General features: G+C 65.2%; 26 protein-coding genes and 2 pseudogenes. 24 read left to right on the top strand and 4 right to left on the bottom strand.

Features of this window, described 5'->3' with window-relative positions; all coding sequences use genetic code 11:
• Nucleotides 1-10: 10 nt before the first annotated feature.
• The 15 genes from rplE to AC1DR7_RS04420 all read left to right on the top strand — a co-directional run bounded on the left by rplE (nt 11) and on the right by AC1DR7_RS04420 (nt 9,470).
• Complete coding sequence (gene rplE / locus AC1DR7_RS04490; protein ID WP_176990876.1) at nt 11-553, top strand: 50S ribosomal protein L5; 543 nt, start codon at nt 11-13, stop codon at nt 551-553.
• A gap of 18 nt (nt 554-571) precedes the next feature.
• Complete coding sequence (gene rpsN, locus AC1DR7_RS04485; protein WP_256776220.1) at nt 572-877, top strand: 30S ribosomal protein S14; 306 nt, start codon at nt 572-574, stop codon at nt 875-877.
• A gap of 237 nt (nt 878-1,114) precedes the next feature.
• Nucleotides 1,115-1,513 (top strand): 30S ribosomal protein S8, encoded by a 399-nt coding sequence (gene rpsH, locus AC1DR7_RS04480; protein WP_256776221.1) that lies wholly within the window; start codon nt 1,115-1,117, stop codon nt 1,511-1,513.
• A gap of 18 nt (nt 1,514-1,531) precedes the next feature.
• On the top strand, nt 1,532-2,059 hold the full coding sequence (gene rplF, locus AC1DR7_RS04475; RefSeq protein ID WP_256776222.1) for a 50S ribosomal protein L6: 528 nt from the start codon (nt 1,532-1,534) through the stop codon (nt 2,057-2,059).
• 95 nt (nt 2,060-2,154) lie between these two features.
• The gene (gene rplR, locus AC1DR7_RS04470; protein WP_256776223.1) at nt 2,155-2,514 is read left to right on the top strand and encodes a 50S ribosomal protein L18; all 360 of its coding nucleotides are present in this window, start codon (nt 2,155-2,157) and stop codon (nt 2,512-2,514) included.
• A gap of 158 nt (nt 2,515-2,672) precedes the next feature.
• On the top strand, nt 2,673-3,215 hold the full coding sequence (gene rpsE, locus AC1DR7_RS04465; RefSeq protein ID WP_448135327.1) for a 30S ribosomal protein S5: 543 nt from the start codon (nt 2,673-2,675) through the stop codon (nt 3,213-3,215).
• A complete protein-coding gene (rpmD, locus tag AC1DR7_RS04460; RefSeq protein ID WP_256776224.1) occupies nt 3,208-3,399 on the top strand; it encodes a 50S ribosomal protein L30 in 192 nt (63 codons plus the stop codon). Before rpsE ends, rpmD begins: the two co-directional genes overlap by 8 nt.
• A 4-nt stretch (nt 3,400-3,403) precedes the next feature.
• Entirely contained in the window at nt 3,404-3,847 is a 444-nt protein-coding gene (rplO, locus tag AC1DR7_RS04455) for a 50S ribosomal protein L15 (RefSeq protein ID WP_019186161.1), read from the top strand.
• Between the two features lie 3 nt (nt 3,848-3,850).
• Complete coding sequence (gene secY, locus AC1DR7_RS04450) at nt 3,851-5,206, top strand: preprotein translocase subunit SecY (RefSeq protein WP_256776226.1); 1,356 nt, start codon at nt 3,851-3,853, stop codon at nt 5,204-5,206.
• Nucleotides 5,207-5,554: 348 nt separating this feature from the next.
• Entirely contained in the window at nt 5,555-5,911 is a 357-nt protein-coding gene (gene rpsM / locus AC1DR7_RS04445; protein ID WP_019186163.1) for a 30S ribosomal protein S13, read from the top strand.
• A gap of 12 nt (nt 5,912-5,923) precedes the next feature.
• Nucleotides 5,924-6,313: a 30S ribosomal protein S11 gene (gene rpsK / locus AC1DR7_RS04440; protein ID WP_017355427.1), complete on the top strand. Its 390-nt coding sequence runs from the start codon at nt 5,924-5,926 to the stop codon at nt 6,311-6,313.
• Between the two features lie 14 nt (nt 6,314-6,327).
• Nucleotides 6,328-6,957 (top strand): 30S ribosomal protein S4, encoded by a 630-nt coding sequence (rpsD, locus tag AC1DR7_RS04435; RefSeq protein WP_038690262.1) that lies wholly within the window; start codon nt 6,328-6,330, stop codon nt 6,955-6,957.
• A 55-nt stretch (nt 6,958-7,012) separates the two neighbouring features.
• Entirely contained in the window at nt 7,013-8,011 is a 999-nt protein-coding gene (locus AC1DR7_RS04430; protein ID WP_256776227.1) for a DNA-directed RNA polymerase subunit alpha, read from the top strand.
• 200 nt (nt 8,012-8,211) lie between these two features.
• Nucleotides 8,212-8,598 carry a 50S ribosomal protein L17 gene (rplQ, locus tag AC1DR7_RS04425; RefSeq protein ID WP_256776228.1) on the top strand — a complete coding sequence of 129 codons (387 nt, stop codon included), beginning with the start codon at nt 8,212-8,214 and terminating at the stop codon, nt 8,596-8,598.
• A 365-nt stretch (nt 8,599-8,963) separates the two neighbouring features.
• The gene (locus AC1DR7_RS04420; RefSeq protein WP_256776229.1) at nt 8,964-9,470 is read left to right on the top strand and encodes a disulfide bond formation protein B; all 507 of its coding nucleotides are present in this window, start codon (nt 8,964-8,966) and stop codon (nt 9,468-9,470) included.
• 65 nt (nt 9,471-9,535) lie between these two features.
• On the opposite strand, the gene AC1DR7_RS04415 is transcribed toward AC1DR7_RS04420, so the two are convergent.
• Complete coding sequence (locus tag AC1DR7_RS04415; RefSeq protein ID WP_478051727.1) at nt 9,536-11,662, bottom strand: TonB-dependent receptor; 2,127 nt, start codon at nt 11,660-11,662, stop codon at nt 9,536-9,538.
• Between the two features lie 222 nt (nt 11,663-11,884).
• Here AC1DR7_RS04415 and AC1DR7_RS04410 point away from each other — a divergent pair, with 222 nt between their 5' ends.
• Both AC1DR7_RS04410 and AC1DR7_RS04405 read left to right on the top strand, forming a co-directional pair.
• Entirely contained in the window at nt 11,885-13,282 is a 1,398-nt protein-coding gene (locus tag AC1DR7_RS04410; protein ID WP_457318460.1) for a class II 3-deoxy-7-phosphoheptulonate synthase, read from the top strand.
• Nucleotides 13,283-13,423: 141 nt separating this feature from the next.
• Nucleotides 13,424-14,515: pseudogene (locus AC1DR7_RS04405) on the top strand (mechanosensitive ion channel family protein); the annotation flags it as partial.
• 42 nt (nt 14,516-14,557) lie between these two features.
• Here AC1DR7_RS04405 and AC1DR7_RS04400 read toward each other — a convergent pair.
• Genes AC1DR7_RS04400 through typA form a run of 3 tightly spaced genes read right to left on the bottom strand, consistent with a single transcriptional unit; the run spans nt 14,558 to nt 18,585 of the window.
• A complete protein-coding gene (locus tag AC1DR7_RS04400) occupies nt 14,558-16,183 on the bottom strand; it encodes an amidase (RefSeq protein WP_457318458.1) in 1,626 nt (541 codons plus the stop codon).
• A 56-nt stretch (nt 16,184-16,239) separates the two neighbouring features.
• Nucleotides 16,240-16,725, bottom strand: a complete 486-nt coding sequence (locus AC1DR7_RS04395; RefSeq protein WP_256776233.1) for a DUF2127 domain-containing protein — start codon at nt 16,723-16,725, stop codon at nt 16,240-16,242.
• Between the two features lie 12 nt (nt 16,726-16,737).
• Complete coding sequence (typA, locus tag AC1DR7_RS04390; protein WP_256776234.1) at nt 16,738-18,585, bottom strand: translational GTPase TypA; 1,848 nt, start codon at nt 18,583-18,585, stop codon at nt 16,738-16,740.
• 358 nt (nt 18,586-18,943) lie between these two features.
• On the opposite strand from typA, the gene AC1DR7_RS04385 reads away from it, so the two are divergent.
• The 7 genes and pseudogenes from AC1DR7_RS04385 to AC1DR7_RS04355 all read left to right on the top strand — a co-directional run.
• The gene (locus AC1DR7_RS04385; protein WP_088435214.1) at nt 18,944-19,438 is read left to right on the top strand and encodes a peptidylprolyl isomerase; all 495 of its coding nucleotides are present in this window, start codon (nt 18,944-18,946) and stop codon (nt 19,436-19,438) included.
• A gap of 124 nt (nt 19,439-19,562) precedes the next feature.
• Complete coding sequence (locus AC1DR7_RS04380; protein WP_256776235.1) at nt 19,563-20,549, top strand: malate dehydrogenase; 987 nt, start codon at nt 19,563-19,565, stop codon at nt 20,547-20,549.
• Nucleotides 20,550-21,287: 738 nt separating this feature from the next.
• Nucleotides 21,288-23,165, top strand: a complete 1,878-nt coding sequence (prpE, locus tag AC1DR7_RS04375; RefSeq protein ID WP_478053074.1) for a propionate--CoA ligase — start codon at nt 21,288-21,290, stop codon at nt 23,163-23,165.
• Between the two features lie 199 nt (nt 23,166-23,364).
• Nucleotides 23,365-23,622 carry a hypothetical protein gene (locus AC1DR7_RS04370; RefSeq protein ID WP_478052059.1) on the top strand — a complete coding sequence of 86 codons (258 nt, stop codon included), beginning with the start codon at nt 23,365-23,367 and terminating at the stop codon, nt 23,620-23,622.
• Between the two features lie 289 nt (nt 23,623-23,911).
• The gene (locus AC1DR7_RS04365; RefSeq protein WP_256776238.1) at nt 23,912-24,418 is read left to right on the top strand and encodes a hypothetical protein; all 507 of its coding nucleotides are present in this window, start codon (nt 23,912-23,914) and stop codon (nt 24,416-24,418) included.
• A gap of 88 nt (nt 24,419-24,506) precedes the next feature.
• Nucleotides 24,507-25,568 (top strand): suppressor of fused domain protein, encoded by a 1,062-nt coding sequence (locus AC1DR7_RS04360; RefSeq protein WP_457321656.1) that lies wholly within the window; start codon nt 24,507-24,509, stop codon nt 25,566-25,568.
• 292 nt (nt 25,569-25,860) lie between these two features.
• A pseudogene (locus AC1DR7_RS04355) lies at nt 25,861-26,056 on the top strand (IS3 family transposase); the annotation flags it as partial.

Here is a 26,056-nt window from a genome sequence, read left to right as displayed (position 1 = left end):
GGATGCGCTGATGAATACCCGTCTCGAAAAGTTCTACAAGGAAGAAGTGGTGCCGGCGCTGATGAAGCAGTTCGGCTACACCAATCCGATGCAGGTTCCGAAGCTGGTCAAGGTCACCCTGAACATGGGTGTCGGTGAAGCAGCCACGAACAAGAAGATCCTGGAAAACGCCGTCGCCGACATGGCCAAGGTCTCCGGTCAGAAGCCGATCGTGACCAAGTCCCGCGTCTCGGTGGCCTCGTTCAAGATCCGCGATGGTTGGCCGATCGGCTGCAAGACCACGCTGCGTCGTGAAAAGATGTATGAGTTCATGGATCGCCTGATCAACATCTCGCTGCCGCGCGTGCGCGACTTCCGTGGTGTCTCGGGTCGTTCCTTCGACGGTCGTGGCAACTTCAACATGGGTGTGAAGGAACAGATCATCTTCCCGGAAATCGACTTCGACGCTGTCGACGCGATCCGCGGCATGGATATCGCCATCACCACCACCGCCAAGACCGATGCGGAAGCGAAGGCGCTGCTTGCAGCGTTCAAGTTCCCGTTCCGTAACTGATACGTCGAGGAATCCGATATGGCAAAGACCTCCATGGTCAACCGCGATCTGAAGCGCGCCAAGCTGGCCGTCAAGTTCGCTGGTAAGCGTGAAGAGCTGAAGAAGATCATCTCCAGCACGACCGCTTCGTACGACGAAAAGGCCGACGCTGTCGTCAAGTTGCAGAAGCTGCCGCGCGATTCGTCGCCGAGCCGCCACCGCAACCGTTGCGAACTGTCCGGCCGCCCGCGTGGCGTCTACAGCAAGTTCGGCCTCGGCCGCAACAAGCTGCGCGAAGCCACCATGCGTGGCGACGTGCCGGGCCTGCGCAAGGCCAGCTGGTAAGGGATTCGTCCCGGAACCTGCCTCGCATCCCCCTGGGTGCGGGGCAGGGGGACCGACCGGTTGTTCAGGTTTGTTCCCAATTGAAGAGTCCGACGCAAGTCGGGCTCTTTTTGCCGTATACTCCCGCGTCTTGCCTGCTCGCAAGACGTGAGCAGCGCGTGAAGGGTACTGGCCCATCCCAGGAACACAGCAAGATTTTCGCGAAAGCGGATATCGGTGCACTCAAAGGTATCGACTATGAGCATGACTGATCCCATCGCCGACCTGCTGGTACGCATCAAGAATGCGGCCGCGGTTGGTAAGCAGACGGTGAAAGCACCGTCGTCCAACATCAAGGTTGCCATCGCAGAAGTGTTGAAGTCCGAGGGCTACATCACCGACCTGCGCGTGACCAAGATCGAAAACAACAAGGCCGAGCTTGAAATCGTCCTGAAGTACTTCGAGGGCAAGCCGGTCATCGAGACCCTGAAGCGCTTCTCGCGTTCGGGTCTGCGCCAGTACCGTGGCAAGTCCGAACTGCCGAAGGTCCTCAACGGCCTGGGCATCGCCATCATCTCCACCTCCAAGGGCATCATGACTGATGCGCAGGCGCGCCAGTTGGGCGTCGGCGGYGAAGTCCTGTGCTTCGTGGCCTAAGGCGAGAAGGAACCAACTATGTCCCGCGTAGCCAAGAAGCCGGTCAACCTGCCCAAGGGCGTTGAACTGAACATCCAGCCGGAATCCGTCAGCGTGAAGGGCCCGAAGGGCACCCTGTCGCTGCCCAAGGTTGCTGGCGTTGAAATCACCATCGAAAACGGCGTTGCCAACCTGGCCGCCAACGATCCGAGCCTGCTTGCCCTCACCGGCACCGTGCGCGCGATCCTGGCCAACATGGTCCACGGCGTCACCGAAGGCTTCGAGCGCAAGCTCGAGCTGGTCGGCGTCGGTTACCGTGCCGCCATGCAGGGCAAGGATCTGAACCTGTCGCTCGGGTTCTCGCATCCGGTCCTGTTCGTGGCGCCGGAAGGCATCACCATCTCGACCCCGACCCAGACCGAAGTGCTGGTCCAGGGCACCGACAAGCAGCGCGTCGGTGAAGTGGCTGCCAAGATCCGTGGCTTCCGTCCGCCGGAGCCCTACAAGGGCAAGGGTGTGAAGTACGCCGGCGAAGTCATCATTCGTAAGGAAGCCAAGAAGGCCTAATCAGGCGCGGGAACTTCCACGGGAGCCTGGCCGTCACCGGCCGGGTTTCTCAACGCAAAAGCCCGCTTCACTTCAGCTTTCAAGGAACTCAAATCATGAGCATCAACAAGAACATCGCCCGCCTGCGTCGCGCCAAGTCGACCCGTGCACACATCCGCGTTCTCGGCGTGCCGCGTCTGTCGGTGCTGCGCACCGGTCAGCACCTGTACGCCCAGGTCTTCACCGCCGATGGCTCCAAGGTGCTGGCTGCTGCCAACACCACCCAGGCCGACGTCAAGGAAGGCCTGAAGAACGGCAAGAACAGCGACGCCGCCACCAAGGTCGGCAAGCTGGTCGCCGAGCGCGCCAAGGCTGCGGGCATCGAGAAGGTCGCTTTCGACCGCTCGGGCTACCGCTACCACGGTCGCATCAAGGCACTGGCCGACGCAGCCCGCGAAGGCGGCCTGCAGTTCTAAGGGATTCGGGGGCAGGGGTTTCTCCTGCTCCCACCTGCCTGCCGGCGCGGGTTGCGCCGGACGACGTCCTTCTTCTGCAAGGGCGATCGGTTCACCGCACCACTTCACAGCTATAAGCGGCCCTGAGCCGTACATACCCAACCAATCAAGGAATCAACATGGCAGAAGAACGTCAGCAGCGGGGTCGCGATCGCGACCGTAACCGCGAAGAGAAAGTCGACGACGGCATGATCGAGAAGCTGGTCGCGGTCAACCGCGTCAGCAAGACCGTCAAGGGCGGTCGCCAGTTCACCTTCACCGCACTGACCGTGGTCGGTGACGGCGCAGGCAAGGTCGGTTTCGGTTACGGCAAGGCGCGTGAAGTGCCGGTCGCCATCCAGAAGTCGATGGAGCAGGCGCGCAAGAACCTGGCCGACGTCGATCTGAACAACGGCACCCTGTGGCACCCGGTGAAGTCCGGCCACGGCGCAGCCCGCGTGTTCATGATGCCGGCCTCCGAAGGTACCGGTGTCATCGCCGGTGGTGCCATGCGCGCCGTGCTGGAAGCCGTTGGCGTCAAGAACGTGCTGGCCAAGGCCGTCGGTTCGCGCAACCCGATCAACCTGGTTCGCGCCACGTTGAAGGGCCTGGGCGAAATGCAGTCGCCGGCTCGCATTGCAGCCAAGCGCGGCAAGAAGGTAGAGGATCTCAACCATGGCTAATGAAACCGTCAAGACCGTCAAGGTCCGCCTGGTGCGCGGCCTCCGTGGTGCCCAGTCGCGTCACCGCCTGTCGGTGCGTGCCCTGGGTCTGAGCAAGCTCAACGATGTCCGTGAACTGAAGGACAGCCCGCAGGTTCGCGGTCTGATCAACAAGGTCCACTACCTCGTCAAGGTTGAGGAATAATCCAATGACCATGCATCTGAATGAACTGAGCCCGGCACCGGGCGCTCGCAAAGAGCGTACCCGCGTCGGTCGTGGTATCGGCTCCGGCCTGGGCAAGACCTGCGGCCGCGGCCACAAGGGTTCGTTTGCCCGTAAGGGTGGCGGCAAGATCAAGGCAGGCTTCGAAGGCGGCCAGACCCCCATGCAGCGTCGTCTGCCGAAGGTCGGTTTCCGTTCCAAGATCGCCAAGGACACCGCTGAAGTGCTGTCCTACCAGCTGGAACGCCTGGAAGCGGGCGAGATCGACTTCGCCGCGCTGCGCGCTGCCAAGCTGGTCCCGAGCACCGCGAAGCGTGCCAAGATCGTCATGAAGGGCGACCTGACCAAGGCGTTCACCCTGAAGGGCGTCGCTGCAACGGCCAGTGCCAAGGCCGCGATCGAAGCTGCCGGCGGCAGCGTACAGGAGTAAGACATGGCGCAAGCTGGCATTGGTAACCTCGGCGGCGGGCTCGGCAAGTTCACGGAACTTCGTCAGCGTCTGCTGTTCGTCATCGGGGCGTTGATCGTCTATCGCATCGGCTGTTATGTGCCGGTGCCGGGCGTGAATCCCGATGCCATGCTTGCGCTCATGCAGGCGCAGGGCGGCGGCATCGTGGACATGTTCAACATGTTCTCGGGCGGCGCCCTGCACCGTTTCAGCATTTTCGCGCTGAACGTGATGCCGTACATTTCGGCGTCCATCGTGATGCAGCTGGCGGTCCATATCTTCCCGGCATTGAAGGCAATGCAGAAGGAAGGTGAATCAGGCCGTCGCAAGATCACCCAATATTCCCGCATCGGCGCCGTGTTGCTGGCCGTGGTGCAGGGCGGCAGCATTGCGCTGGCGCTGCAGAACCAGCTGTCGCCGAGCGGCGCGCCGGTCGTGTACGCCCCGGGCATGGGCTTTGTGCTCACCGCCATCGTCGCGCTGACCGCCGGTACGATCTTCCTGATGTGGGTTGGCGAGCAGGTCACCGAGCGTGGCATCGGCAACGGCGTCTCGCTGATCATCTTCGCCGGCATCGTCGCCGGCCTGCCGGGCGCGGTCATCCACACCGTGGAAGCCTACCGCGACGGCAACATGAGCTTCATTTCGTTGCTGCTGATCGTGCTGGTGGTGCTGGCCTTCACCTACTTCGTGGTGTTCGTCGAGCGTGGCCAGCGTCGGATCACGGTGAACTACGCGCGCCGCCAGGGCGGTCGCAATGCGTACATGAACCAGACCTCGTTCCTGCCGCTGAAGCTGAACATGGCGGGCGTGATCCCGGCCATCTTCGCCTCGAGCATCCTGGCGTTCCCGACGACCCTGGCCATGTGGTCCGGCCAGGCCAGTTCGGCCACGTGGCTGCAGAAGGTTGCCAATGCGCTGGGTCCGGGCGAGCCGCTGCACATGATCGTGTTCGCTGCGCTGATCACCGGTTTCGCGTTCTTCTATACCGCGCTGGTGTTCAACTCGCAGGAAACCGCCGACAACCTGAAGAAGTCGGGCGCGCTGATTCCGGGCATTCGTCCGGGCAAGGCCACCGCCGATTACATCGACGGTGTGCTGACCCGCCTGACCGCGGCCGGCTCGCTGTACCTGGTGATCGTCTGCCTGCTGCCGGAAATCATGCGCACCCAGCTGGGCGCCTCGTTCTACTTCGGCGGCACCTCGCTGCTGATCGTGGTGGTGGTGGTGATGGACTTCATCGCGCAGATCCAGGCGCACCTGATGTCGCACCAGTACGAGAGCCTGTTGAAGAAGGCCAACCTGAAGGGCGGCAACCGCGGCGGTTTTGCTCGCGGCTGATAAGCCTGTTACACTATTCTTCTTGTTGCGAAGGCCCCTCCGGTTCCCGGACCTGGCCTTCCAAATCGAAGGGCGGCCCCCGCAGCGGTTTCGGGTGGGGGTGTGATGTGGTGGTCCCGCGCAGGAGTAGCGCGGGCGACGAAGAGGGCAACCTCCGCAGTCAACGACATCCGGCGCCGGAGCATGGGCACACTCCCCACGCCGGGTCCATGGAACCTTTGAGGTTCCACGGACTTCCAAGTACACCGAGACCTTGATAGAATCGCTAGTTCACTTTTTTGATCCATCCTGCCGGATTAGCGCGCCCAAGGTGCGCTGTCGGCCATCACTCAGCTGGAGAACCGCGTCATGGCGCGTATTGCAGGCGTCAACCTGCCAGCCCAGAAGCACGTCTGGGTCGGGTTGCAAAGCATTTACGGCATCGGCCGTACCCGTTCGAAGAAGGTCTGCGACGCCGCAGGCGTTACCTCGACCACCAAGATCCGCGACCTGTCCGAACCGGAAATCGAGCGCCTGCGTCTCGAAGTCGGCAAGTACATCGTGGAAGGCGATCTGCGCCGTGAAATCGGTATCGCGATCAAGCGCCTGATGGATCTGGGCTGCTACCGCGGTCTGCGTCACCGTCGCGGTCTGCCGCTTCGTGGCCAGCGCACCCGTACCAACGCCCGCACCCGCAAGGGCCCGCGCAAGGCGATCAGGAAGTAAGGGACCTAAGAAATGGCTAAGCCCGTCGCTAAGACCAAGAAGAAGATCAAGCGCGTCGTCACTGACGGCGTCGCCCACGTCCATGCTTCTTTCAACAACACCATCGTGACCATCACCGACCGTCAGGGCAATGCTCTGTCGTGGGCGACCTCCGGTGGCGCTGGCTTCCGCGGTTCGCGTAAGTCCACCCCGTTCGCTGCCCAGGTGGCTGCCGAGAAGGCCGGCCGTGCCGCGCTCGACTACGGCGTCAAGTCCTTGGAAGTCCGCATCAAGGGCCCGGGTCCGGGTCGTGAGTCGGCCGTGCGCTCGCTGAACAACGTGGGCTACAAGATCACCAACATCATCGACGTGACGCCTATCCCGCACAACGGGTGCCGTCCGCCGAAGAAGCGTCGCGTCTAAAGGAGCGATAAGAAATGGCTCGTTATATCGGTCCTACCTGTAAGCTCGCCCGCCGCGAAGGCGCCGACCTTTCCCTCAAGAGCCCGGCGCGCGCGCTGGACTCCAAGTGCAAGCTGGAGCAGAAGCCCGGCCAGCACGGCGCCACTGCCCGTAAGGGCAAGCTGTCCGACTACGCTACCCAGCTGCGTGAAAAGCAGAAGGTCAAGCGTATCTACGGTCTGCTGGAGCGTCAGTTCCGCAACTACTACAAGAAGGCCTCGACCAAGAAGGGCAACACCGGCGAGAACCTCCTGCAGCTGCTGGAAACCCGCCTGGACAACGTTGTCTATCGCATGGGCTTCGCTGTGACCCGTCCGGCTGCCCGTCAGCTGGTCTCGCACCGCGGTGTCACCGTGAACGGCAAGTCGGTCAACCTGGCTTCGTACCAGGTCAAGGCTGGCGACGCTGTCGCGCTGTCCGAAAAGGCTGCCAAGCAGTTGCGCGTTCAGGAAGCCCTGACCGTGTCTGCCACGCACGACCTGCGTCCGTCGTGGGTTGAAGTGGATTCCGGCAAGTTCGCCGGCATCTTCAAGGCTGTTCCGGATCGTGCGGACCTGCCTGCGGATATCAACGAAGCGCTGATCGTCGAGTTGTATTCGAAGTAATTCACATTGGAGAATCCCCGGCGACGGCCGGGGATTCACTAGGAGAACCCGCAACATGACGGTTACCGCCAACCAGGTTCTGCGTCCTCGCGGTCCGCAGATCGAACGCCTTACCGACACCCGCGCCAAGGTCGTTATCGAACCCTTGGAGCGTGGTTACGGGCATACGCTGGGCAATGCCCTGCGTCGCGTGCTGCTGTCGTCCATCCCGGGCTTCGCCATCACGGAAGTGGAAATCGACGGCGTGCTGCACGAGTACACCACCCTTGAAGGCTTGCAGGAGGACGTGCTTGAAGTCCTGCTCAACCTGAAGGATGTGGCCATCCGCATGCATACCGGCGACAACGCTACGCTGTCGCTGTCCAAGCAGGGGCCGGGTGTCGTTACCGCTGCTGATATCAAGATTGACCATAACACCGAGATCCTCAATCCGGCTCATGTGATCTGCCATCTCACCAAGGATGTGGCGATCAACATGCGTCTGAAGGTCGAGCGCGGTTTCGGCTACCAGCCGGCTGCTGCCCGCCGCCGTCCGGATGAAGAAACCCGTGCCATCGGTCGTCTGGTGCTGGACGCTTCGTTCTCGCCGGTCCGTCGCGTCGCCTATTCGGTGGAAGCGGCCCGCGTCGAACAGCGTACCGATCTGGACAAGCTGGTGCTGGACATCGAAACCAACGGCACGATCGATGCCGAGGAAGCCGTGCGCACTGCCGCGGATATCCTCAGCGATCAGCTGTCGGTGTTCGGTGACTTCACCCACCGCGACCGCGGTGCAGCCAAGCCGGCCAACAACGGCGTGGATCCGGTGCTGCTGCGCCCGATCGACGACCTGGAACTGACCGTGCGTTCGGCCAACTGCCTCAAGGCTGAGAGCATTTACTACATCGGCGATCTGATCCAGAAGACCGAAGTGGAACTGCTCAAGACCCCGAACCTCGGCAAGAAGTCGCTGACCGAGATCAAGGAAGTCCTCGCACAGCGTGGTCTTTCGCTCGGCATGAAGCTGGAGAACTGGCCGCCGGCCGGTGTCGCCCAGCACGGCATGCTCGGCTGATCCAGCGCTACGCAAGATGCTTGACCCCGCACCTTCGGGTGCGGGGGCTTCACCGCAACACGACGCATCGACAGGCCCACAGCCTGCGGTGACGGTCGGCCAGGAGGGCCGGCATCGGACCATCCGCAGTCCAAGCAACAACGCCAGGAAGGCGACAGCGATACCCAACCGATCCAATATTCAATCAAGGAATCACTCCCATGCGTCATATGAAGTCCGGCCGCAAGTTCAACCGCACCAGCGCCCACCGCGAAGCGATGTTCAAGAACATGGCGTCGTCGCTGTTCAAGCACGAGCTGATCAAGACCACGCTGCCGAAGGCCAAGGAACTGCGCCGCGTCGCCGAGCCGCTGATCACCCTGGCCAAGGTCGACTCCGTCGCCAACCGCCGTCTGGCCTTCGCTCGCCTGCGCGACCAGGAAGCCGTCGGCAACCTGTTCACCATCCTGGGCCCGCGTTACGCGAACCGTCCGGGCGGCTACCTGCGTCTGCTGAAGTGCGGTTTCCGCGCTGGCGACAACGCGCCGATGGCCTACGTGGAACTGGTGGATCGTCCGGCTGCCGTGGCTGAAGCCGTCGAAGAATAATCGACGCGCAACACCCGAAATTCGGTGAAGAACCCGGCCTTGTGCCGGGTTTTTCCGTTTGTGGGGTAGGGGTTTGTTGGTGTGTTGATCTACGGCAACGGCAAGGCGCGTCGCGTACTACGGCGGGGCGCTGGCGTGGGTGGGTCTGCGGGACTCGCAGCGTGTCCCGCCAATCCACCCGTACCGACCCTTCCGGGGCAAGGAGTCAAAGGCATTCGCTCTTGCTGTCGGGTCACTGCCAAGATCTCAAACGTCAACAGAACACGCTGTCTGGTCCAGCGGGCCGATAGCCGGTAGGTCGGCAGGGGCCGGGGCCTGCGGCGCCCTGTTAATCTTGGCGCCTTGCACGTTCACGAGTGTTGGCAATGAATCCACTGCGCTGGAATTACCGCGCCCAGTTCCTGCTGGGGTTTTTGATCTGCGCCGGGCTGTTGGCGTATGCGATCTTCCTGCAGCTCAAGATCGGCCTGGAGCCGTGCCCGCTGTGCATTTTCCAGCGGATCGCGTTCGCCGCGCTTGGGCTGCTGTTCCTGATCGGCGCCCTGCATGGCCCGCGCGATCGCGCCGGTCGTGGCACCTATGGCGTGCTCGCCTTCATCGCCGCGGCCGTCGGCATGGGTATCGCCGGTCGCCACGTGTACGTGCAACTGCTGCCCAAGGACATGGGGTCCAGCTGCGGCCCGCCGCTGGCGTTCCTCAGTGAAACCATGGGGCCGTTCGAGGTGTTTCGGACCGTGCTGACCGGTACCGGCGACTGCGGCAACATCGACTGGCGCTTCCTCGGCCTGACCATGCCGATGTGGAGCCTGGTGTGGTTCGTGCTGCTGGCCGCGTGGGCGCTGTTCGTGTCCTTCCGCAAGCGCCGCGCCTGATCGACACGGCGCGCTGATCGCGTGCCTGCTGCGCCCGCCGGCAACGTGCTGGCGGGCGCAGTCGTTCAGAAGTCCTGCTGCAGGCTCAGGTAGGCGCCGCGACGCGGACCCCACTGCGGGGCGAACACGCCGATACCGCCGCCGTCGCGGAGTTGATAGCTGCGGTCCAGTGCGTTGACCAGCGCCAACTGCGCGTGCAGCGGGTGGCCGCTGTCGGCGTTGAAGTCGTGCGCCGCGCTGAGGTTGACCTGCAGGTAGGACGGCAGCGCACCGCCATTGGGCACGCCCTCGATGTCCGAACGCAGGCCGCTGCCATACACGTAGTTCGCCCCGACCCGGTTGTGGCCGGCGAAGGCGTAGCTGACGCCGCCGGACGATGTCAGTTTCTGGTCGTGGTCCAGGTGGATCCAGTTGTCCTCCACGTAGGCCAGCGCTTCCGGGTCCAGGTTGTACTGGCCGGTGATCACCTGCTTGCCCATCGCCTTGTTGTAAGCCGCATTGAAATACGCACTGAGCGGGCCATTGCTGTAGTCGGCGCTGAACTCCACGCCGTGCACGTGGCCGTAGCGGTAGTTGAAGGTGGAGTAGATGTAGGCCGCGCCGAACTGGCCTTCGTCCTGCAGGCGGTCGACCTTGCGGTCGTACGCGTCCAGGCCCAGGGTCAGGTGCTCGCCAACCTGCTGGGAGACACCCACGTCGTAATAGTCGCTGCGTTCGGACAACGGCGTGGTGCTGCCGACGGTCGGCTGCTGGTTGGTGGTGCCGTCGTAGCGCGCGATGTCACTGCTGGCGACCAGCTCGCTGGCCGGTGGGGTGAAGTAGCGCGAGTAGCCGGCATGCACGGTGGTGCTGTCGCTGGCGTTCCAGACCACGCCCAGGCGCGGGCTGAGCTGACCTTCGGTGCCGCCGAAGGCCTTGTAGCGGTCTGCGCGCAGGCCGTAGTTGACCGTCCAGTCCTGGCCGACCCGCCATTCGTCCTGCACGTACGCCGCCGCGGTACTGGCATGGAAGGCGCTGGCATCGGTGATCACGATCGGGGTGGTGCTGGCCTGGTTGCCGTCGGCGTCGACGGGGAACACCCAGGCGGTGCTGCCCGCGCGCGCGCGTTCGCTGTTGCCGTACAGGCCATAACGCAGGGTGTGGTTGTCGCCCAGCGGCGTCGAGAAATCGGCCTGCACGGTGCTGGCGCGGTTGTTGCGGTCCACCCGTGAGGCCACGCCATCGAAGATCAAGTCGCCGGCCACGTCCGGGTTGAAGGCCAGGTCGCTGTAACGCTGCCCGGCCGACACCTGGTAGGCGGTCTGGCCGAGCGTGCCCTGCAGCACGAGCATGCCGAAGCGGGTGGTCTCGCGCTGGGTTTCATCCAGCTGTGCCGAGTCGGCCTGGACGGTATCCAGATAGCCGAACTGTGGCGTCTGGCCGGGGTTGACCGGGATCTGGAAGCGGTTGTTGGCAAAGCCGGCGAACAGGCTCAGGCGGGTGGTGTCGTTGACCAGGTAGGTCAGGTCGGCGAACGCCTTGCCCTGGTGGGTGTCGTCATGATCGGGCCGGCGCGAGGCGGTGGGGTTTTCCAGGCCGACCTCGTTCTGGTTGTAGTTGCCGGTCAGGTACCAGCTCCAGCGGCCCTGGTTGCCCCACCACGAGGCGTTGGGGTTGATCGTGCCGAACGACCCGGCGGTGATGCCGGCGCTGCCACCATTGCCCAGCTCGGCGCCGCTGCGGGTGGTGATGTCGACCACGGCGGCGGTGCGTTCGCCGAACTGGGCCGGCAGTGCGCCGTCCATCAGGCGGATGCTCTTGATGGTGCGGGCGTCCAGGGTCTGGCCGAAGCCGGAGATCGATTCGGGCAGCAGCACGCCGTTGAGGCGGTACTGCAGGTTGGCGTGGTCGCCGCGCACGTGGACCCCGCCGTAGCTGTCCTGGACCACGCCAGGGGCCTGCAGCAGCACCTGGCTGAGCGGGGCCGATGCCCCCAGCGGCTGCTTCTGGATGTCCTCGGCGGTGATCTGGTACTGGCTGCTGCCGATATCGGGGGAGAGGGCGTTGCGGGCCAGGTCGAGTTGGGCGCTGACGGTGACCGCGTCCAGGTCGGTGACTGCCGGGGTGGCGGTGTCGGCCGGGGCAGCCAGGACAGGCAGGCTGGCCAACGCCAGGGCGAAGGCGATACCGCTGGCAAGAAGGGATGGCTTCATGGGGAGCACTTGATTGACTGGGCGTGGGGGGAGGGGGGCGGCCTGGCGAGTGTTACTCCGTAACAAATCATGCGCCTGTCCAGCGTCCGGCGGGAATGCCGTTCCGGGCGACGGGCGCCGTCCGTTTTCCACCGTTCAGCTGGCGCCGTTGCGCAGCAGACGCTTTGCGCCAGCGACGCGCTCTGCGACCATGGCGGGTCCCCACCCCCTCGGAAGTCTGTGATGAGCCCGTCCGCACCGCCCGTAGTCGATCCTGCCGCCACTGCCGCCGCCGACAGCGCTGCCTGGTCGCCGGAGAGCTGGCGCGGCAAGACCGCGCTGCAGATGCCGACCTATCCCGACCCGCTGGCCCTGGACGCGGCGCTGCACGAACTCAAGCGTCTGCCGCCGCTGGTGACCTCCTGGGAAATCCTGTCGCTCAAGCAGCAGCTGGCCGACGCCCAGGAAGGCAAGCGCTTCCTGCTGCAGGGCGGCGACTGCGCCGAGAACTTCAGCGACTGCGAATCCACCACCATCTCCAACCGGCTCAAGGTGCTGCTGCAGATGAGCCTGGTGCTGGTGCACGGCATGCGCAAGCCGGTGATCCGCGTCGGCCGCTTTGCCGGGCAGTACGCCAAGCCGCGCTCGGCCGATACCGAGACCCGCGACGGGGTGACCCTGCCCAGCTACCGCGGCGATGTGATCAACGCGCCGGAGTTCACCGAGGCCGCGCGCCTGCCCGACCCGCGCCGCATGCTGCAGGCCCATGCGCACTCGGCGATGACCATGAACTTCGTGCGCGCCCTGATCGACGGCGGCTTCGCCGACCTGCACCATCCCGAGTACTGGAACCTGGAGTGGGTGCGTCATTCACCGCTGGCCAGCGACTACCAGCAGATGGTGGCCTCGATCGGCGACGCGGTGCGCTTCATGGAAACCCTGTCCGGTTCGCAGGTGTACAACCTCAACCGGATCGATTTCTACACGTCACACGAAGCGCTGCTGTTGCCCTACGAACAGGCGCTCACCCGCCAGGTGCCGCGCCAGCACGGCTGGTTGAACCTGAGCACGCATTACCCGTGGATCGGCATGCGCACCGCTGCACTGGATGGCGCGCATGTGGAATACCTGCGCGGCGTGCGCAACCCGATCGCGATCAAGGTCGGCCCGTCCGTGCAGCCGGACCAGCTGCTGCGCCTGATCGACGTGCTCAACCCCGATGACGAACCGGGTCGCCTGAGCTTCATCCATCGCATGGGCGCGGCGCAGATCGCCGAAAAACTGCCGCCGCTGCTGGACGCGGTCAAGCGCGATGGCCGCCGCGTGCTGTGGGTGTGTGATGCGATGCACGGCAATACCGAAAGCACCAGCAACGGCTACAAGACGCGTCGCTTCGACAACGTGCGGGGCGAGGTGGAGCTGTCTTTCGACCTGCACGCCGCGGCCGGCACCCGCCTGGGGGGCGTGCACCTGGAGTTGACCGGTGAGGATGTGACCGAATGCACCGGCGGCGCACGCGAGCTGACCGAGCGCGATCTTGAACGTGCGTACCGCTCGTCGGTGGACCCGCGCTTGAACTACGACCAGTCGCTGGAGATCGCCATGGCGATCGTGCGCAAGCAGCAGCTTTACGCGGCCTGACGCTACGCTGCCCAGCCGCGCGTGGTGGCTGCGCCAACAGGGCGTTGTCCACGCGCGGCTTACATTCGCCTGACATGCGGGTAATGGCCGTGCAGGCACGCTGTCGACTTCCTTGGAAGATCGCTGGAGCGTGCAGTGAGGGTGGACTGGCAGCAAGCGGCGTTGTATCTGTGGCCGATCGGCATCGCGCTGGCGGTGGGACTCACCGGGTGGTGGTTGTTGATGGCACTGACCCGCAGGCTCAAGGGGCGTGACTACCGGCGCGCGCGCATCGGTCGGGTGATCAGTCGCCCGATGGCGTTCGCGTTGCCGCTGCTGGTGTTGATTCCTGCATTGGAGGCGACGCCGTTGCAGGGCCATTGGCTGGACCAGTCGCTGCGCCTGCTGCACATCGGCCTGACCGCCTGCGTGATCTGGCTGCTGGTGCGTGCCGTCGCCGCCGGCGAGGACGCCATCCTTCGCGACAATCCGATGGAAGTGGCCGACAACCTGGAAGCACGGCGCATCCAGACCCAGACCCGCGTGCTCAGCCGGGTGTTGATGGGCGTGATCATCCTGGTCGGCGTCTCGCTGATCCTGCTGACCTTCCCGATGGTGCGCCAGATCGGCACGGCGCTGCTGGCCTCGGCCGGCATCATCGGCCTGGTGGCGGGCATCGCGGCCAAGCCGGTATTCGGCAACCTGATCGCAGGCCTGCAGATCGCGCTGACCCAACCGATCCGGCTGGACGATGTGGTGATCGTGGAAGGCGAATGGGGCCGGGTGGAGGAGATCGGCAGCAGCTACGTGGTGGTGCGGATCTGGGATGAGCGACGCATGGTGGTGCCGCTCACCTGGTTCATCGAGCACCCGTTCCAGAACTGGACACGCCGCAGCGCCGATCTGCTCGGCACCGCGTTCCTGTGGCTGGACTATCGGGCCCCGATCCCGGCGATACGCGCCGAGCTCGAACGCATCTGCAAGGGCGAATCACTTTGGGATGGACGGGTCTGCGTGACCCAGGTGACCGAGACCACCGAGCACACGTTGCAGGTGCGCCTGCTGGTGAGTGCGCGCAGTTCCGGTGATGCCTTCGACCTGCGCTGCATCGTGCGCGAACGCATGCTCGACTTCCTGGCGCGCGAGCACCCACAGGCACTGCCGCGCACCCGCGCCGAGCTGTTGCAGCAACCCGACCCGGTGCAGCGGCCGCGCTCGACGCCGGCCGAGGACGTCCGTTCGCCGGGCGCCGAAGTGTCACGCAGAGCCGGCCAGCGGCCGGCACTACCGAACCGCTCAGGGTGGGCCGGGGTTGGCCAGCAGGCTGTCGGTCTTGAAGCGCGGCGGACGCCGGGCGCGCGTGCGCTGTTCGTAGGCGTACGCAAGCTCGATCAGGCGCGGCTCGCTCCAGGCGGTGCCCATGAACAGCAGGCCTAGCGGCAGGCCGTTCACGTGGGCCATCGGCACGCTCAAGCTCGGGTAACCGGCCACGGCAGCAGCGCTGTAGCTCTCGCCGGGGAAGTCGTCGCCGGCGCCAGCGCGGATCGGCCAGGCGGTGCCGGTGGTCGGTGCGATCAGGGCATCCAACTGTTGCGCGCGCAGCGCTGCATCGATACCCTCCGGACCGGCCAGGCGGCGCGCCTCGGTGCGGGCGGCGATGTACTCTGGGCTGCCCAGCCCGCCGACCGCCGCCGCCGCTTCTATCAGGTCCTGGCCGAATGGCAGCAGCTCCTTGTCGGCGTGGCTACGGTTCCACGCGATGACCTGGTCCAGGTCGCGCACCGGGGCCTTGTAGGTGGTCAGATAGCGCTGCAGGCCGGCCTTGAACTCATGCAGCAGCACGAGGCGTTCGGCGTCCTGCCATTGGCCCTGGGTCGGCAGCTGCACCGGTACCACCACCGCGCCGGCCTCGCGCAGCACGGCGATGGCGTGCTGCAGCGCCGGGCCGATGCCCGGCAGCTGGTCGAGCGGGCCATACAGCACGCCGATACGGGCGCCGCGCAGGCTGTCCGGATTCAACCGTGAGGTGTAGTCGTACACCGCGCGCCCGGGCATGGTCGCGGTGGCCGGATCGGCCGCGTCGCGGCCGGCCATCGCGGTCAGCAGCGCGGCGGCATCGGCGACGCTGCGCGCCATCGGGCCGGCGGTGTCCTGGCTGAAGGAAATCGGGATGATGCCTTCGCGGCTCACCAGTCCGACGGTCGGCTTGAGTCCGACCACGCCGTTGATCGCCGCCGGGCAGACGATGCTGCCGTCGGTCTCGGTACCGACCGCCGCAGCGGCCAGGTTGGCCGACACGGCCACCGCGCTGCCGCTGCTGGAGCCGCAGGGGTTGTGGCTGAGGCGATAGGGGTTGCGGGTCTGCCCGCCGCGCGCACTCCAGCCGGAAATCGACTGGCTGGAGCGGAAATTGGCCCACTCGCTGAGGTTGGTCTTGCCCAGGATCACCGCGCCGGCCGCGCGCAGGCGGGTGACCAGGAAGGCATCGTCGGGGCGGAACGTGGCCAGTGCCAACGAGCCGGCGCTGTTGCTCATCGGGCGTGCGCCGATGTTGTCCTTGAGCAGCAGCGGAATGCCATGCAGGGGCCCGCGCAGTTGTCCGCGCTGGCGTTCGGCATCGCGCGCGGCCGCTTCCTTGAGGGCGTCGGGGTTGAGTTCGATCACCGCGTTCAAGCGTGGACCGGCACGATCCAGCCGTGCGATCCGTTCCAGATAGGCGCCGGTCAGATGCACGCTGTCCAGGGCACCGGCAGACATCTGCGCCTGCAGATCGGCGATGTCGGTCTCGGCATAGAGGAAGGGAGAATCGAGTGACGTCGTCGGCAGGGCGGCGCGCGCTTCGCTGGCATGCACCGGTGCCGGCGCAGGGGCGCAGCCACACAGTGACATGAGCATCAGCATCGATGTCAGCGTCAGACGCATGAGGGTGTCCCGGGAACCGGCGCTCAGGCTAACCAGCCGGTGCCACGCTTGGCAACTCAGTGCAGGGCGTTGAGCTTGCGGTGGCGTTTGCGGATATCGCGGGCGAGCACGCCGACCACGATCAGATTGATCACCAGGACCGACCATGAAGCCCAGCCAGGGTGACGGACGATGGCGTAGATATCGAACGGCAGGTAGATGCCGGCGGTGACGCAGCCCAGCCAGGAGGCCCAGGCTTTGGCACGCCAGAGGCCCCAGGCCTCGAAAAGATGCAGCACCCCGTAGGCCACCATGGCCGCGGCGGCCAGGTGCACCGCGTCGGGGCTGATCATGTTGAGCAGCGAGGGCAGGGTGCCGTGATCCGGGTCCAGGCTGAAACGCCGGATCAGGGCATTGACCGCATCCCGCAACGGCTGCGGACCGAGCATTTCCAGCCCGGTCGCCGCCAACAGCGCCAAGGCCGCCTTGCTGGCTTCCAGCAAGGCGATCAGGTGCAGACCCGGATGCTTGTGCGGATCCGGGTTGTAGGGCTTGTCGGTCACGACAGGATCCTATCAGCCGCCGCGCGACGCCTTCTTGCGGTCGCTTTCGGTCAGCCCCTTCTTGCGCAGGCGGATTTCCTTCGGGGTGATTTCGACCAGCTCGTCGTCCTCGATGAAGTCCAGGGCCTGTTCCAGCGAGTACTTGATCGCCGGGGTCAGCTGGATCGCATCGTCCTTGCCCGAGGCGCGCATGTTGGTCAGCGGCTTGGTCTTGATCGCGTTGACGGTCAGGTCGTTGTCCTTGGAGTGGATGCCGACCAGCTGGCCTTCATACACATTGTCGCCTTCCGCAGCGAACAGCTTGCCGCGTTCCTGCAGCGGCCCCAGGGAGTACGCCGGGGTAGCACCCGGAGCATTGGCGATCATCACGCCGTTCTGGCGCTTGGCGATGGAACCCTGTTCCTTCGGGCCGTAATGGTCGAACACGTGGAACAGCAGGCCAGAACCCTGGGTCAGGGTCTTGAACTCGTTCTGGAAGCCGATCAGGCCACGGGCCGGGATCTGGTATTCCAGGCGCACACGGCCCTTGCCGTCCGGCTCCATGTTCTTCAGCTGGCCCTTGCGGGTGCCCAGCTTTTCCATGACGCCGCCCTGGTGCTGCTCTTCGATGTCCACCACCAGCTGTTCGATCGGCTCCATGGCCTGGCCGTCGATCTGCTTGATGATCACTTCCGGACGCGACACGGCCAGCTCGTAGCCTTCGCGACGCATGTTCTCGATCAGCACCGACAGGTGCAGTTCGCCACGGCCGGAGACCAGGAACTTGTCGGCGTCTTCCAGCTGTTCGACCTTCAGGGCCACGTTGTGGACCTGCTCGCGGTCCAGGCGATCCTTGATCTGGCGGCTGGTCAGGAACTTGCCACCGGACAGGTCCTTGTTGCCCGCGAACGGCGAGTTGTTGACCTGGAAGGTCATCGAGATCGTCGGTTCATCGACGGTCAGCGCCGGCAGGGCTTCCGGGGTATCCGGGTGGCACAGGGTGTCGGAGATGGTCAGTTCCGGAATACCGGAGATGGCGACGATGTCGCCGGCTTCGGCGGTGTCCTGCTCGATGCGCTCCAGGCCCAGGAAGCCCAGCACCTGGGCGACCTTGCCGTTGCGCTTCTTGCCTTCACGATCGATGACCGCGACCTGCATGTTCTTCTTCAGGGTGCCGCGCTGCACGCGGCCGATGCCGATCACGCCCACGAAGTTGTTGTAGTCCAGCTGGCTGATGCGCATCTGGAACGGACCTTCCGGATCCACTTCCGGCATCGGCGCGTGCTGCATGATCGCTTCGTACAGCGGGGTCATGTCGCCGTCGCGCACGGTGTCTTCCAGGCCGGCATAGCCGTTCAGGGCCGAGGCGTAGACGATCGGGAAGTCGAGCTGCTCATTGGTGGCGCCGAGCTTGTCGAACAGGTCGAACACCTGGTCGATCACCCAATCCGGACGCGAGCCCGGGCGGTCGACCTTGTTGACCACGACGATCGGCTTGAAGCCCATCGCGAAGGCCTTCTGGGTGACGAAGCGGGTCTGCGGCATGGGGCCGTCCATCGCATCGACGAGGATCAGCACGGTGTCGACCATCGACAGCACGCGCTCCACTTCGCCGCCGAAGTCGGCGTGTCCCGGGGTGTCGACGATGTTGATCCGGTTCTTGACACCGGTCTTCTTGTCTTCCCAGGTGATGGCCGTGTTCTTGGCCAGGATGGTGATGCCGCGTTCCTTTTCCTGGTCATTGCTGTCCATCACGCGCTCGGCGAGCACGGTGCGCTCGGAGAGGGTGCCGGACTGCTTGAGCAGCTGGTCGACGAGGGTGGTCTTACCGTGGTCGACGTGGGCGACGATGGCGATGTTGCGAAGATTTTCGATAGACATGCGAAAGGGGGCCAGTCGGCGCCGGATTTGGAAAAAGAAGTCCAACATTATACGGCCAACATGACCAATCGCGAAAAGTGCGTTTCAGGTAGTGCCGAATTCCCATTCAGGTAACGCCCGTCGCCGGCCGCACTGCCATCTCCGATCCTGTGGAAGCCGTGACACGGCGGGCGGGCGTTGGCAGGTCCGGAGGGACGCCGCCTGAGTCAGGGGGCGTCCGCGAAGCGGCGGGGGGTTTAGACGATGGTAAACGGGGGCCGTGGTTTGCGCAGCGAACCGTGGGGCGGCAGCACGAACGCGATGACGCGGGGTGTATCCTATGGGGCTAACGACAAACCCCCGTACCCCAAGGATTTGCATGTCCCTTATCGCCACTTTCGACACCACCCAGGGCCCGATCAAGGTCGAGCTGTTCGCCGACAAGGCCCCGCTGACGGTCGCCAACTTCGTCAATCTGGTCAAGCACGGCTTCTATGACGGCCTGGTCTTCCATCGCGTGATCCCGGACTTCATGATCCAGGGCGGCTGCCCGAAGGGTCAGGGCACTGGCGGTCCGGGCTACAAGTTCGAAGATGAAAAGAACGGCGTCAAGCACCAGGTCGGTTCGCTGTCCATGGCCAACGCCGGCCCGAACACCAACGGCAGCCAGTTCTTCATCACCCACATCAAGACCGATTGGCTGGACGGCAAGCACACCGTGTTCGGCCAGGTGCTGGATGGCCAGGCGATCGTCGATTCGGTCAAGCAGGGCGACGTGATCCATTCGATCACCCTGGAAGGCGACACCGACGCGGTGCTGGCCGCCCAGGCCGAGCGCGTGGCCGAGTGGAACAAGCTCATCCCCACCGCCTGATCCGATTCCAACGGCCCCCTGTGAAGGGGGCCGTTTTTACGTTCCGGCCGCCCCGCCAGGCCTGTCCCCGCCCGCGCGGCCATCTCCCACACCGCTTCTTAGCTTCTTAGCAGAGGAAATCCCCATGAAAGCACCTGTTCGTGTTGCCGTGACCGGCGCCGCCGGCCAGATCGGCTACGCCCTGCTGTTCCGCATCGCCTCCGGCGAAATGCTCGGCAAGGACCAGCCGGTCATCCTGCAGCTGCTCGAGCTGCCGATCGACAAGGCCCAGGCCGCGCTGCGCGGCGTGATGATGGAACTGGAAGACTGCGCATTCCCGTTGCTGGCTGGCATGGTCGGTACCGATGACGCCGAAGTGGCCTTCAAGGATGCCGACATCGCCCTGCTGGTCGGTGCGCGTCCGCGCGGCCCGGGCATGGAGCGCAAGGACCTGCTGCTGGAAAACGCCAAGATCTTCACCGCGCAGGGCGCGGCGTTGAACAAGGTGGCCAGCCGCAACGTGAAGGTGCTGGTGGTCGGCAATCCGGCCAACACCAATGCCTACATCGCGATGAAGTCGGCGCCGGATCTGAACCCGCGCAACTTCACCGCCATGCTGCGCCTGGACCACAACCGCGCGCTGAGCCAGCTGTCGACCAAGCTGGGCAAGTCGGTCGGTGGCATCGAGAAGCTGGTCGTGTGGGGCAACCACAGCCCGACCATGTACCCGGATTACCGTTTCGCCACCGCCGATGGTGCGTCCATCGCCGATGCGATCAACGACCAGGAATGGAACGCCGGCACCTTCATCCCGACCGTGGGCAAGCGCGGCGCGGCGATCATCGAAGCCCGTGGTTCGTCCTCGGCCGCCTCGGCCGCCAATGCCGCCATCGACCACGTGCGCGACTGGGTGCTGGGCAGCAACGGCAAGTGGGTGACGATGGGCGTGCCGTCCGACGGTTCCTACGGGATTCCGGAAGGCGTGATCTTCGGCTTCGCGGTGACCACCGAAAACGGTGAGTACACGCTGGTCAAGGATCTGCCGGTGGACGACTTCAGCCAGAAGTACATCGACAAGACCCTGGCCGAGCTGGAAGAAGAGCGCGCTGGCGTGGCCCACCTGCTGGGTTGATCGATCCGCAGGCGCATGCCGACCGTTGGTCGGTGCGTTGACGAAAAACGCCAGGCATTGCCTGGCGTTTTTTTTGCCCTTCCGGTAGAGCCGAGCCATGCTCGGCYGGCCGTGCGCAGCACGGCAACGATCGGCGCCGAAGCAGCCGAGCATGGCTCGGCTCTACCCGGCCGTGCGATCAAGGTCGGACGGCCCACGCCCCACCCTCGGACGATGCTCGACAAACGGCGCGTACACGCGGGTCAAGGATCGGYCGGTGAACGACCCGGTAGAGCCGAGCCATGCTCGGCYGGCCGTGCGCAGCAYGGCAACGATCGRYGCCGAAGCAGCCGAGCATGGCTCGGCTCTACCYGGTYCTACGACCAAGGTCGGACRGCCCACGCCCCACCCTCGGACGATGCTCGACAAACGGYGCGYAMACGCGGGTCAAGGATCGGCCSGTGAACGACCCGGTAGAGCCGAGCCATGCTCGGCTRGCCGTGCGCAGCACGRCAACGATCGACGCCGAAGCAGCCGAGCATGGCTCGGCTCTACCTGGCCGTGCGCAGCACGGCAATGATCGGTGCCGAAGCAGCCGAGCATGGCTCGGCTCTACCTGGCCGTGCGCAGCACGGCAACGATCGRYGCCGAAGCAGCCGAGCATGGCTCGGCTCTACCTGGYCCTACGACCAAGGTCGGACGGCCCACGCCCCACCATCGGACTATGCTCGACGCATGGCTTTGTCTGGGAGGGCTGTCATGCAGTACGAGGAAATGTACCGACGTTCCATCGACGAACCCGAGGCGTTCTGGGCGGAGGAGGCGCAGCGCATCTACTGGCACAAGCCACCGGAACAGATCCTCGACTACAGCACCCCGCCGTTCCGGCGCTGGTTCGTCGGCGGTGAAACCAATCTCTGCTACAACGCCGTCGACCGCCATCTGGTCGATCGCCCCGATCAGTTGGCGCTGGTGGCCATCTCCACCGAAACCGACGTGACCCGCGAGATCACCTACCGCGCGCTGTATCGCGAGGTGAACGCATTCGCCGCCGTGCTGCAGCGGCTGGACGTGCAGCGCGGCGACCGCGTGGTGATCTACATGCCGAACATGGCCGAGGCGGTGTTCGCGATGCTGGCCTGCGCGCGCATCGGCGCGATCCATTCGGTGGTGTTCGGCGGCTTCGCCGCGCACAACCTGGCGCTGCGCATCGACGATGCCGCGCCCAAGCTGCTGATCGCGGCCGATGCCGGCAAGCGCGGCGGCAAGGTGATTCCGTACAAGGCGATGGTCGATGCCGCCTGCGCCGAAGCCACGTCGCCGCCGCCGCACGTGCTGATCGTGTCGCGCGGACTGGATCCGGCCGAGCCGAAGGTGCCCGGCCGCGATGTCGACTACGCCACCCTGCGCGAGGAAGTGGGTGACCAGGACGTGCCGGTGGTGTGGCTGGAATCCAGCGAGCCGAGCTATCTGCTGTACACCTCCGGCACCACCGGCAAGCCCAAGGGCGTGCAGCGCGATGTCGGCGGCTACGCGGTGGCGATGGCGCAGTCGATGCAGACCGTCTTCGACTGCAAGCCGGGACAGGTGATGTTCTCCACCTCGGATGTCGGCTGGGCGGTCGGGCATTCTTACAACGTGTACGGACCGCTGATCGGCGGCTGCACCTCACTGCTGTACGAAGGGCTGCCGACCAACCCGGACCCGGGCATCTGGTGGGCGCTGTGCGAGCAGTACGGGGTGCGTACGCTGTTCTCCTCGCCCACCGCGATCCGTGTGCTGAAAAAGCACGACACCGATTTCATCCGCCGCCACGACCTGGATGCGCTCAAGTACGTGTTCCTCGCCGGCGAACCGCTCGACGAACCCACCGCGCACTGGATCAACGATGCGCTCGGCAAGCCGATCATCGACAACTACTGGCAGACCGAGACCGGCTGGCCGGCGCTCACCCTGCTGCCGGGCGTGGACATGAAGCCGGTGCGCTTCGGTTCGCCGGGTTTCCCGAATCTTGGTTACAAGATGAAGGTGATCGATGAGAACACCGGCGAGGAAGTGGCTCCCGGGCAGAAGGGCGTGCTGGTGATGGTCCCGCCGCTGCCGCCGGGCTGCATGAGCACGGTCTGGAAGGATGACGATCGCTTCATCCAGAGCTACTTCAGCCACTTCAAGGAGCTGCTGTACAGTTCGCTGGACTGGGCGATCCGTGACGCCGACGGCTACACCTTCATCCTCGGTCGCACCGATGATGTGATCAACGTGGCCGGGCACCGGCTGGGCACGCGTGAGATCGAAGAGTGCATCGCCGGCCACCCGCTGGTGGCCGAGGCGGCTGTGATCGGGGTCAAGGATGAACTCAAGGGCCAGGTGCCGCTTGTGTTCGTTACCCTGCGCCAGGCGGTGGACGGCGATGGCAGCGCGATCATCACCGAGATGATGCAGCGGGTAACCAACTCCCTCGGCGCGCTGGCGCGGCCGGCGCACATCCACATCGTCAACGCGCTGCCCAAGACCCGCTCCGGCAAGCTGCTGCGCCGCTCGCTGCAGGCGCTGGCCGAAGACCGCGATCCGGGAGATCTCTCGACCTTGGATGATCCGGCGGCCTTGGATGAAATCCGGCGCGCGCTGGGCAGCTGAAACCGTCGTTTCCGCAGATGTCTCGGGAGCCGGCACATCGATGGATGTGTGGGCTGGTTTGTATGCGGCGCTTGATGGGCGTCGCGCTTCCCGGAAATCATTCGCACGTGTCGCGTCCGGACATGGCCGTGGACTATCCGGTCGCGCACGATCGACGCAGGGATGCCACATCACGTCGGTGTCCGCGCTAGGAGTGAGCATGAAGCGTGAGCCCCGATTTCTCCTGTGGATCTGCAGGAAGTGTGGCCTGCACCTGCCATCTGACAGTGCCGACCGATCCTTTGCACTGAACTGGGTGCTTCACGGCACCCATTTTGGGGTGGGGTGGGGCGTGGGGATGGCGCTGCTGGAGCCGGTACTGAACACCGAGCGGAACGCCGGTACGTTGCTGTTGATCGCGACCCTGGCCGCAGTGGTCTACGGTTTGATGATGGCGCTCGCCAGGCGCAGGCCGTAACCACGGCCGCCTGCAAATGCGGGCCGGTCGCCGGCCAGCATTGTCTGCCCCGGCACCGGCGACGCGGCGAGAGCACGCTTGCTGCAACGCATTATCGGCAGCCGGGAACGTCAGGTAAGCTGCGGGCGTGATCGTTGCAGGCCGCTGGCCGAACGCCGCGCGCTGGGGACACGGCGCGCAGCGGGCGCTGGTCGGCGCATCCGCCGGCGACGGTCGCAAGGGGACGCAGGGGCATCAGCGCAGCGCTGACTGCCGCGCGTGACAATGCACCAGGTGACAGGGGGAACACATGGCGTACATCCATGCCAAGACGGCCGCTGGCCGTCAGGAAATCGAAGACCGCGCGCGGCGTCTGCCGCCGGCATTGCGGTCCATTCTGCTGATGGTCGATGGTCAGCGCGATGACGATGCGTTGACCGCCTTGTTACCGGGCCTGCGCGCGCCGGACGATGCGCTGGCGCAACTGGCGCAGGCAGGTCTGATCGAAGTGGTCGGCGGCGCGGTGGCCGCCCCGGCCGCGCGGGCGCTCACCGCCGGGCGTGAGCAGGATCCGGATCTGTACAAGCGCCTGTATGACTGGATGAGCGAGTCGGTGCGCCGCCACCTCGGCCTAAAGGGCTACTTCATGCAGCTCAAGATCGAACGCTGCACCGATGCCGGGGGCCTGGAAAAGCTGTGGCCGGACATGGCCGCGGCGGTGGCCAAGGCCAAGAGCCCGGCGCTGGCCAGCCGCTGGCTCAGCGATACCCATGCGCTGCTGGTGGTGGACGCGCAGCCGGACGCCGTGGCGGGCTGACCCGCACCTGCGGCAGAGGCCGGAAGGCTGGCCGTGATGGCCCGGCCGGGGTTACCTTGCCCGGCTACGCAGGCCAGGAGCATGGCAGATGGACCACACGCAGAAAGACGATGAGGGCACCCAGGGGTGGGACGCCCTCAACGCGGCGCTGGGCGCGCTGTACCCGGGTCAGGAACCCCGCCACTTCGGCACGGCGATCCCCTACACGCTGGGCGGCCAGGATCCGCTGGACGGCATCAGCGTGTACTGGGCAGAGACACCGCGCCCGCACTGGCATTACGTCACCTATGGCTTCTCCGAGCTGTACGGCAAGCAGAGTGATGACCTGGCCGACAGCGGCTACGGCTTCGAACTGACCTTCCGCCTGGCCGCCGCGCCGGGGCAGGGCGCCGATGGCGCGCCGCCGGTGTGGCCGATGAACCTGCTGCAGAACCTGGCCCGCTACGTCTTCAGCAGCGGCAACGTGCTCGATGCCGGGCATCACCTGGATGCCAATGGTCCGATTGCCCTGGACAGCGAGACCGTGCTGCGCCACCTGGCGTTGATTCAGGACCCGCAGCTGCCCCCGCGCGATACCGCCAACGGCCGCGTGCGCTTCCTGCAGGTGGTCGGACTCAGCGACGACGAGATGGCAGCCGTGCGCCGCTGGTCCACCCACGGCGTGCTGCAGGCGCTGGAAGCGGGCATGCCGCTGTGGATCACCGATCTGGCGCGCGGCTCGTTGCTCGCCGATGCGTCGGTGGCCGCCCAGGTCGCGGCCGGCAGTGCCCGCGAGGGCTCCACGACCGGCACGCTGTTCATCGAAACGCTGGGTTGGGAGGTGCAGGACGATACGGTCGAGCTGGTGCTTGGTGCTGGCCAAGTGCGGGGCATCCTCGAGCTGCTGCCGTTGCGGCTGGAGCACGGCCGCGCCTTGACCCTGGTGGATCGGGAACGCAGCTGGCGCTTCGAGCCGGGCGAGGAGGACCACGTCGAGGTCGACCAGGATGCTGCGCGCTGCGTGCTCAGCCCGGCCAGCCTGCAGGCGATACGCGAGCACCTGCATGCCGAACGCGGCAGTTATCCGCTGCCGGGCGGCCGCCTGCGCATTCGGGTCGAACCGACCGAGCTGCGCGATGCCCAAGGCCACGTACTGCGCACGATCGGCTGAAGGTAGAGCCACCCCATGGTGGCTGCTGTTCGGGCCGGGGATCGCGTGCAGCCACCCATGGGGTGGCTCTACCGGGGGATGGGTGCGTGGCATCGGCGGGGGTAGAGCCACGCCATGCGTGGCTGCGCTTCGAGAGGCATGTCGTGCAGCCCCCCATGGGGTGGCTCTACCCCGGTGGTGGTCGTTTGTGCGGCGCCCATAAAAAAGAGCCCGGCAGTGCCGGGCTCTCTTCTTATATATGACCCGTCCTGAATTGGGTTGACACCTTTTCCCACAGGAAGAGGAATGTTCAATGGATTCAACACTCAGGCGCAGCCAGCGGGATTACTCGCTGGCCTTCAAATTGTCGGTGGTCGACCAGGTCGAGCGCGGGGAACTGACCTACAAAAAGGCCCAGGAGCGATACGGGATCCAAGGACGGAGCACTGTGCTTGGCTGGCTTCGCCGCCATGGTCGGCAGGATTGGTCAGGTGGTGCATCATCTGCCC

The sequence above is a fragment of the Stenotrophomonas sp. P5_A9 genome, assembly GCF_056400525.1.
Note: the sequence above shows the minus strand (reverse complement) of the source record. Positions and strands in the feature narration are given on the sequence as shown.

Excerpts from the sequence above, each read along its gene's own strand:
- rplE (WP_176990876.1), top strand. The coding sequence starts at position 11 with ATGAATACCCGTCTCGAAAAGTTCTACAAGGAAGAAGTGGTGCCGGCG.
- rpsD (WP_038690262.1), top strand. The coding sequence starts at position 6,328 with ATGGCTCGTTATATCGGTCCTACCTGTAAGCTCGCCCGCCGCGAAGGC.
- AC1DR7_RS04365 (WP_256776238.1), top strand. The coding sequence starts at position 23,912 with ATGGCGTACATCCATGCCAAGACGGCCGCTGGCCGTCAGGAAATCGAA.
- AC1DR7_RS04400 (WP_457318458.1), bottom strand. The coding sequence starts at position 16,183 with ATGCGTCTGACGCTGACATCGATGCTGATGCTCATGTCACTGTGTGGC.
- rpsN (WP_256776220.1), top strand. The coding sequence starts at position 572 with ATGGCAAAGACCTCCATGGTCAACCGCGATCTGAAGCGCGCCAAGCTG.
- rpsE (WP_448135327.1), top strand. The coding sequence starts at position 2,673 with ATGGCAGAAGAACGTCAGCAGCGGGGTCGCGATCGCGACCGTAACCGC.
- AC1DR7_RS04370 (WP_478052059.1), top strand. The coding sequence starts at position 23,365 with ATGAAGCGTGAGCCCCGATTTCTCCTGTGGATCTGCAGGAAGTGTGGC.
- prpE (WP_478053074.1), top strand. The coding sequence starts at position 21,288 with ATGCAGTACGAGGAAATGTACCGACGTTCCATCGACGAACCCGAGGCG.
- rpsK (WP_017355427.1), top strand. The coding sequence starts at position 5,924 with ATGGCTAAGCCCGTCGCTAAGACCAAGAAGAAGATCAAGCGCGTCGTC.
- rpsM (WP_019186163.1), top strand. The coding sequence starts at position 5,555 with ATGGCGCGTATTGCAGGCGTCAACCTGCCAGCCCAGAAGCACGTCTGG.
- AC1DR7_RS04380 (WP_256776235.1), top strand. The coding sequence starts at position 19,563 with ATGAAAGCACCTGTTCGTGTTGCCGTGACCGGCGCCGCCGGCCAGATC.
- rplO (WP_019186161.1), top strand. The coding sequence starts at position 3,404 with ATGACCATGCATCTGAATGAACTGAGCCCGGCACCGGGCGCTCGCAAA.
- AC1DR7_RS04385 (WP_088435214.1), top strand. The coding sequence starts at position 18,944 with ATGTCCCTTATCGCCACTTTCGACACCACCCAGGGCCCGATCAAGGTC.
- AC1DR7_RS04415 (WP_478051727.1), bottom strand. The coding sequence starts at position 11,662 with ATGAAGCCATCCCTTCTTGCCAGCGGTATCGCCTTCGCCCTGGCGTTG.
- AC1DR7_RS04420 (WP_256776229.1), top strand. The coding sequence starts at position 8,964 with ATGAATCCACTGCGCTGGAATTACCGCGCCCAGTTCCTGCTGGGGTTT.
- rpmD (WP_256776224.1), top strand. The coding sequence starts at position 3,208 with ATGGCTAATGAAACCGTCAAGACCGTCAAGGTCCGCCTGGTGCGCGGC.
- rplF (WP_256776222.1), top strand. The coding sequence starts at position 1,532 with ATGTCCCGCGTAGCCAAGAAGCCGGTCAACCTGCCCAAGGGCGTTGAA.
- secY (WP_256776226.1), top strand. The coding sequence starts at position 3,851 with ATGGCGCAAGCTGGCATTGGTAACCTCGGCGGCGGGCTCGGCAAGTTC.
- AC1DR7_RS04410 (WP_457318460.1), top strand. The coding sequence starts at position 11,885 with ATGAGCCCGTCCGCACCGCCCGTAGTCGATCCTGCCGCCACTGCCGCC.
- rplR (WP_256776223.1), top strand. The coding sequence starts at position 2,155 with ATGAGCATCAACAAGAACATCGCCCGCCTGCGTCGCGCCAAGTCGACC.
- AC1DR7_RS04360 (WP_457321656.1), top strand. The coding sequence starts at position 24,507 with ATGGACCACACGCAGAAAGACGATGAGGGCACCCAGGGGTGGGACGCC.
- AC1DR7_RS04430 (WP_256776227.1), top strand. The coding sequence starts at position 7,013 with ATGACGGTTACCGCCAACCAGGTTCTGCGTCCTCGCGGTCCGCAGATC.
- typA (WP_256776234.1), bottom strand. The coding sequence starts at position 18,585 with ATGTCTATCGAAAATCTTCGCAACATCGCCATCGTCGCCCACGTCGAC.
- rplQ (WP_256776228.1), top strand. The coding sequence starts at position 8,212 with ATGCGTCATATGAAGTCCGGCCGCAAGTTCAACCGCACCAGCGCCCAC.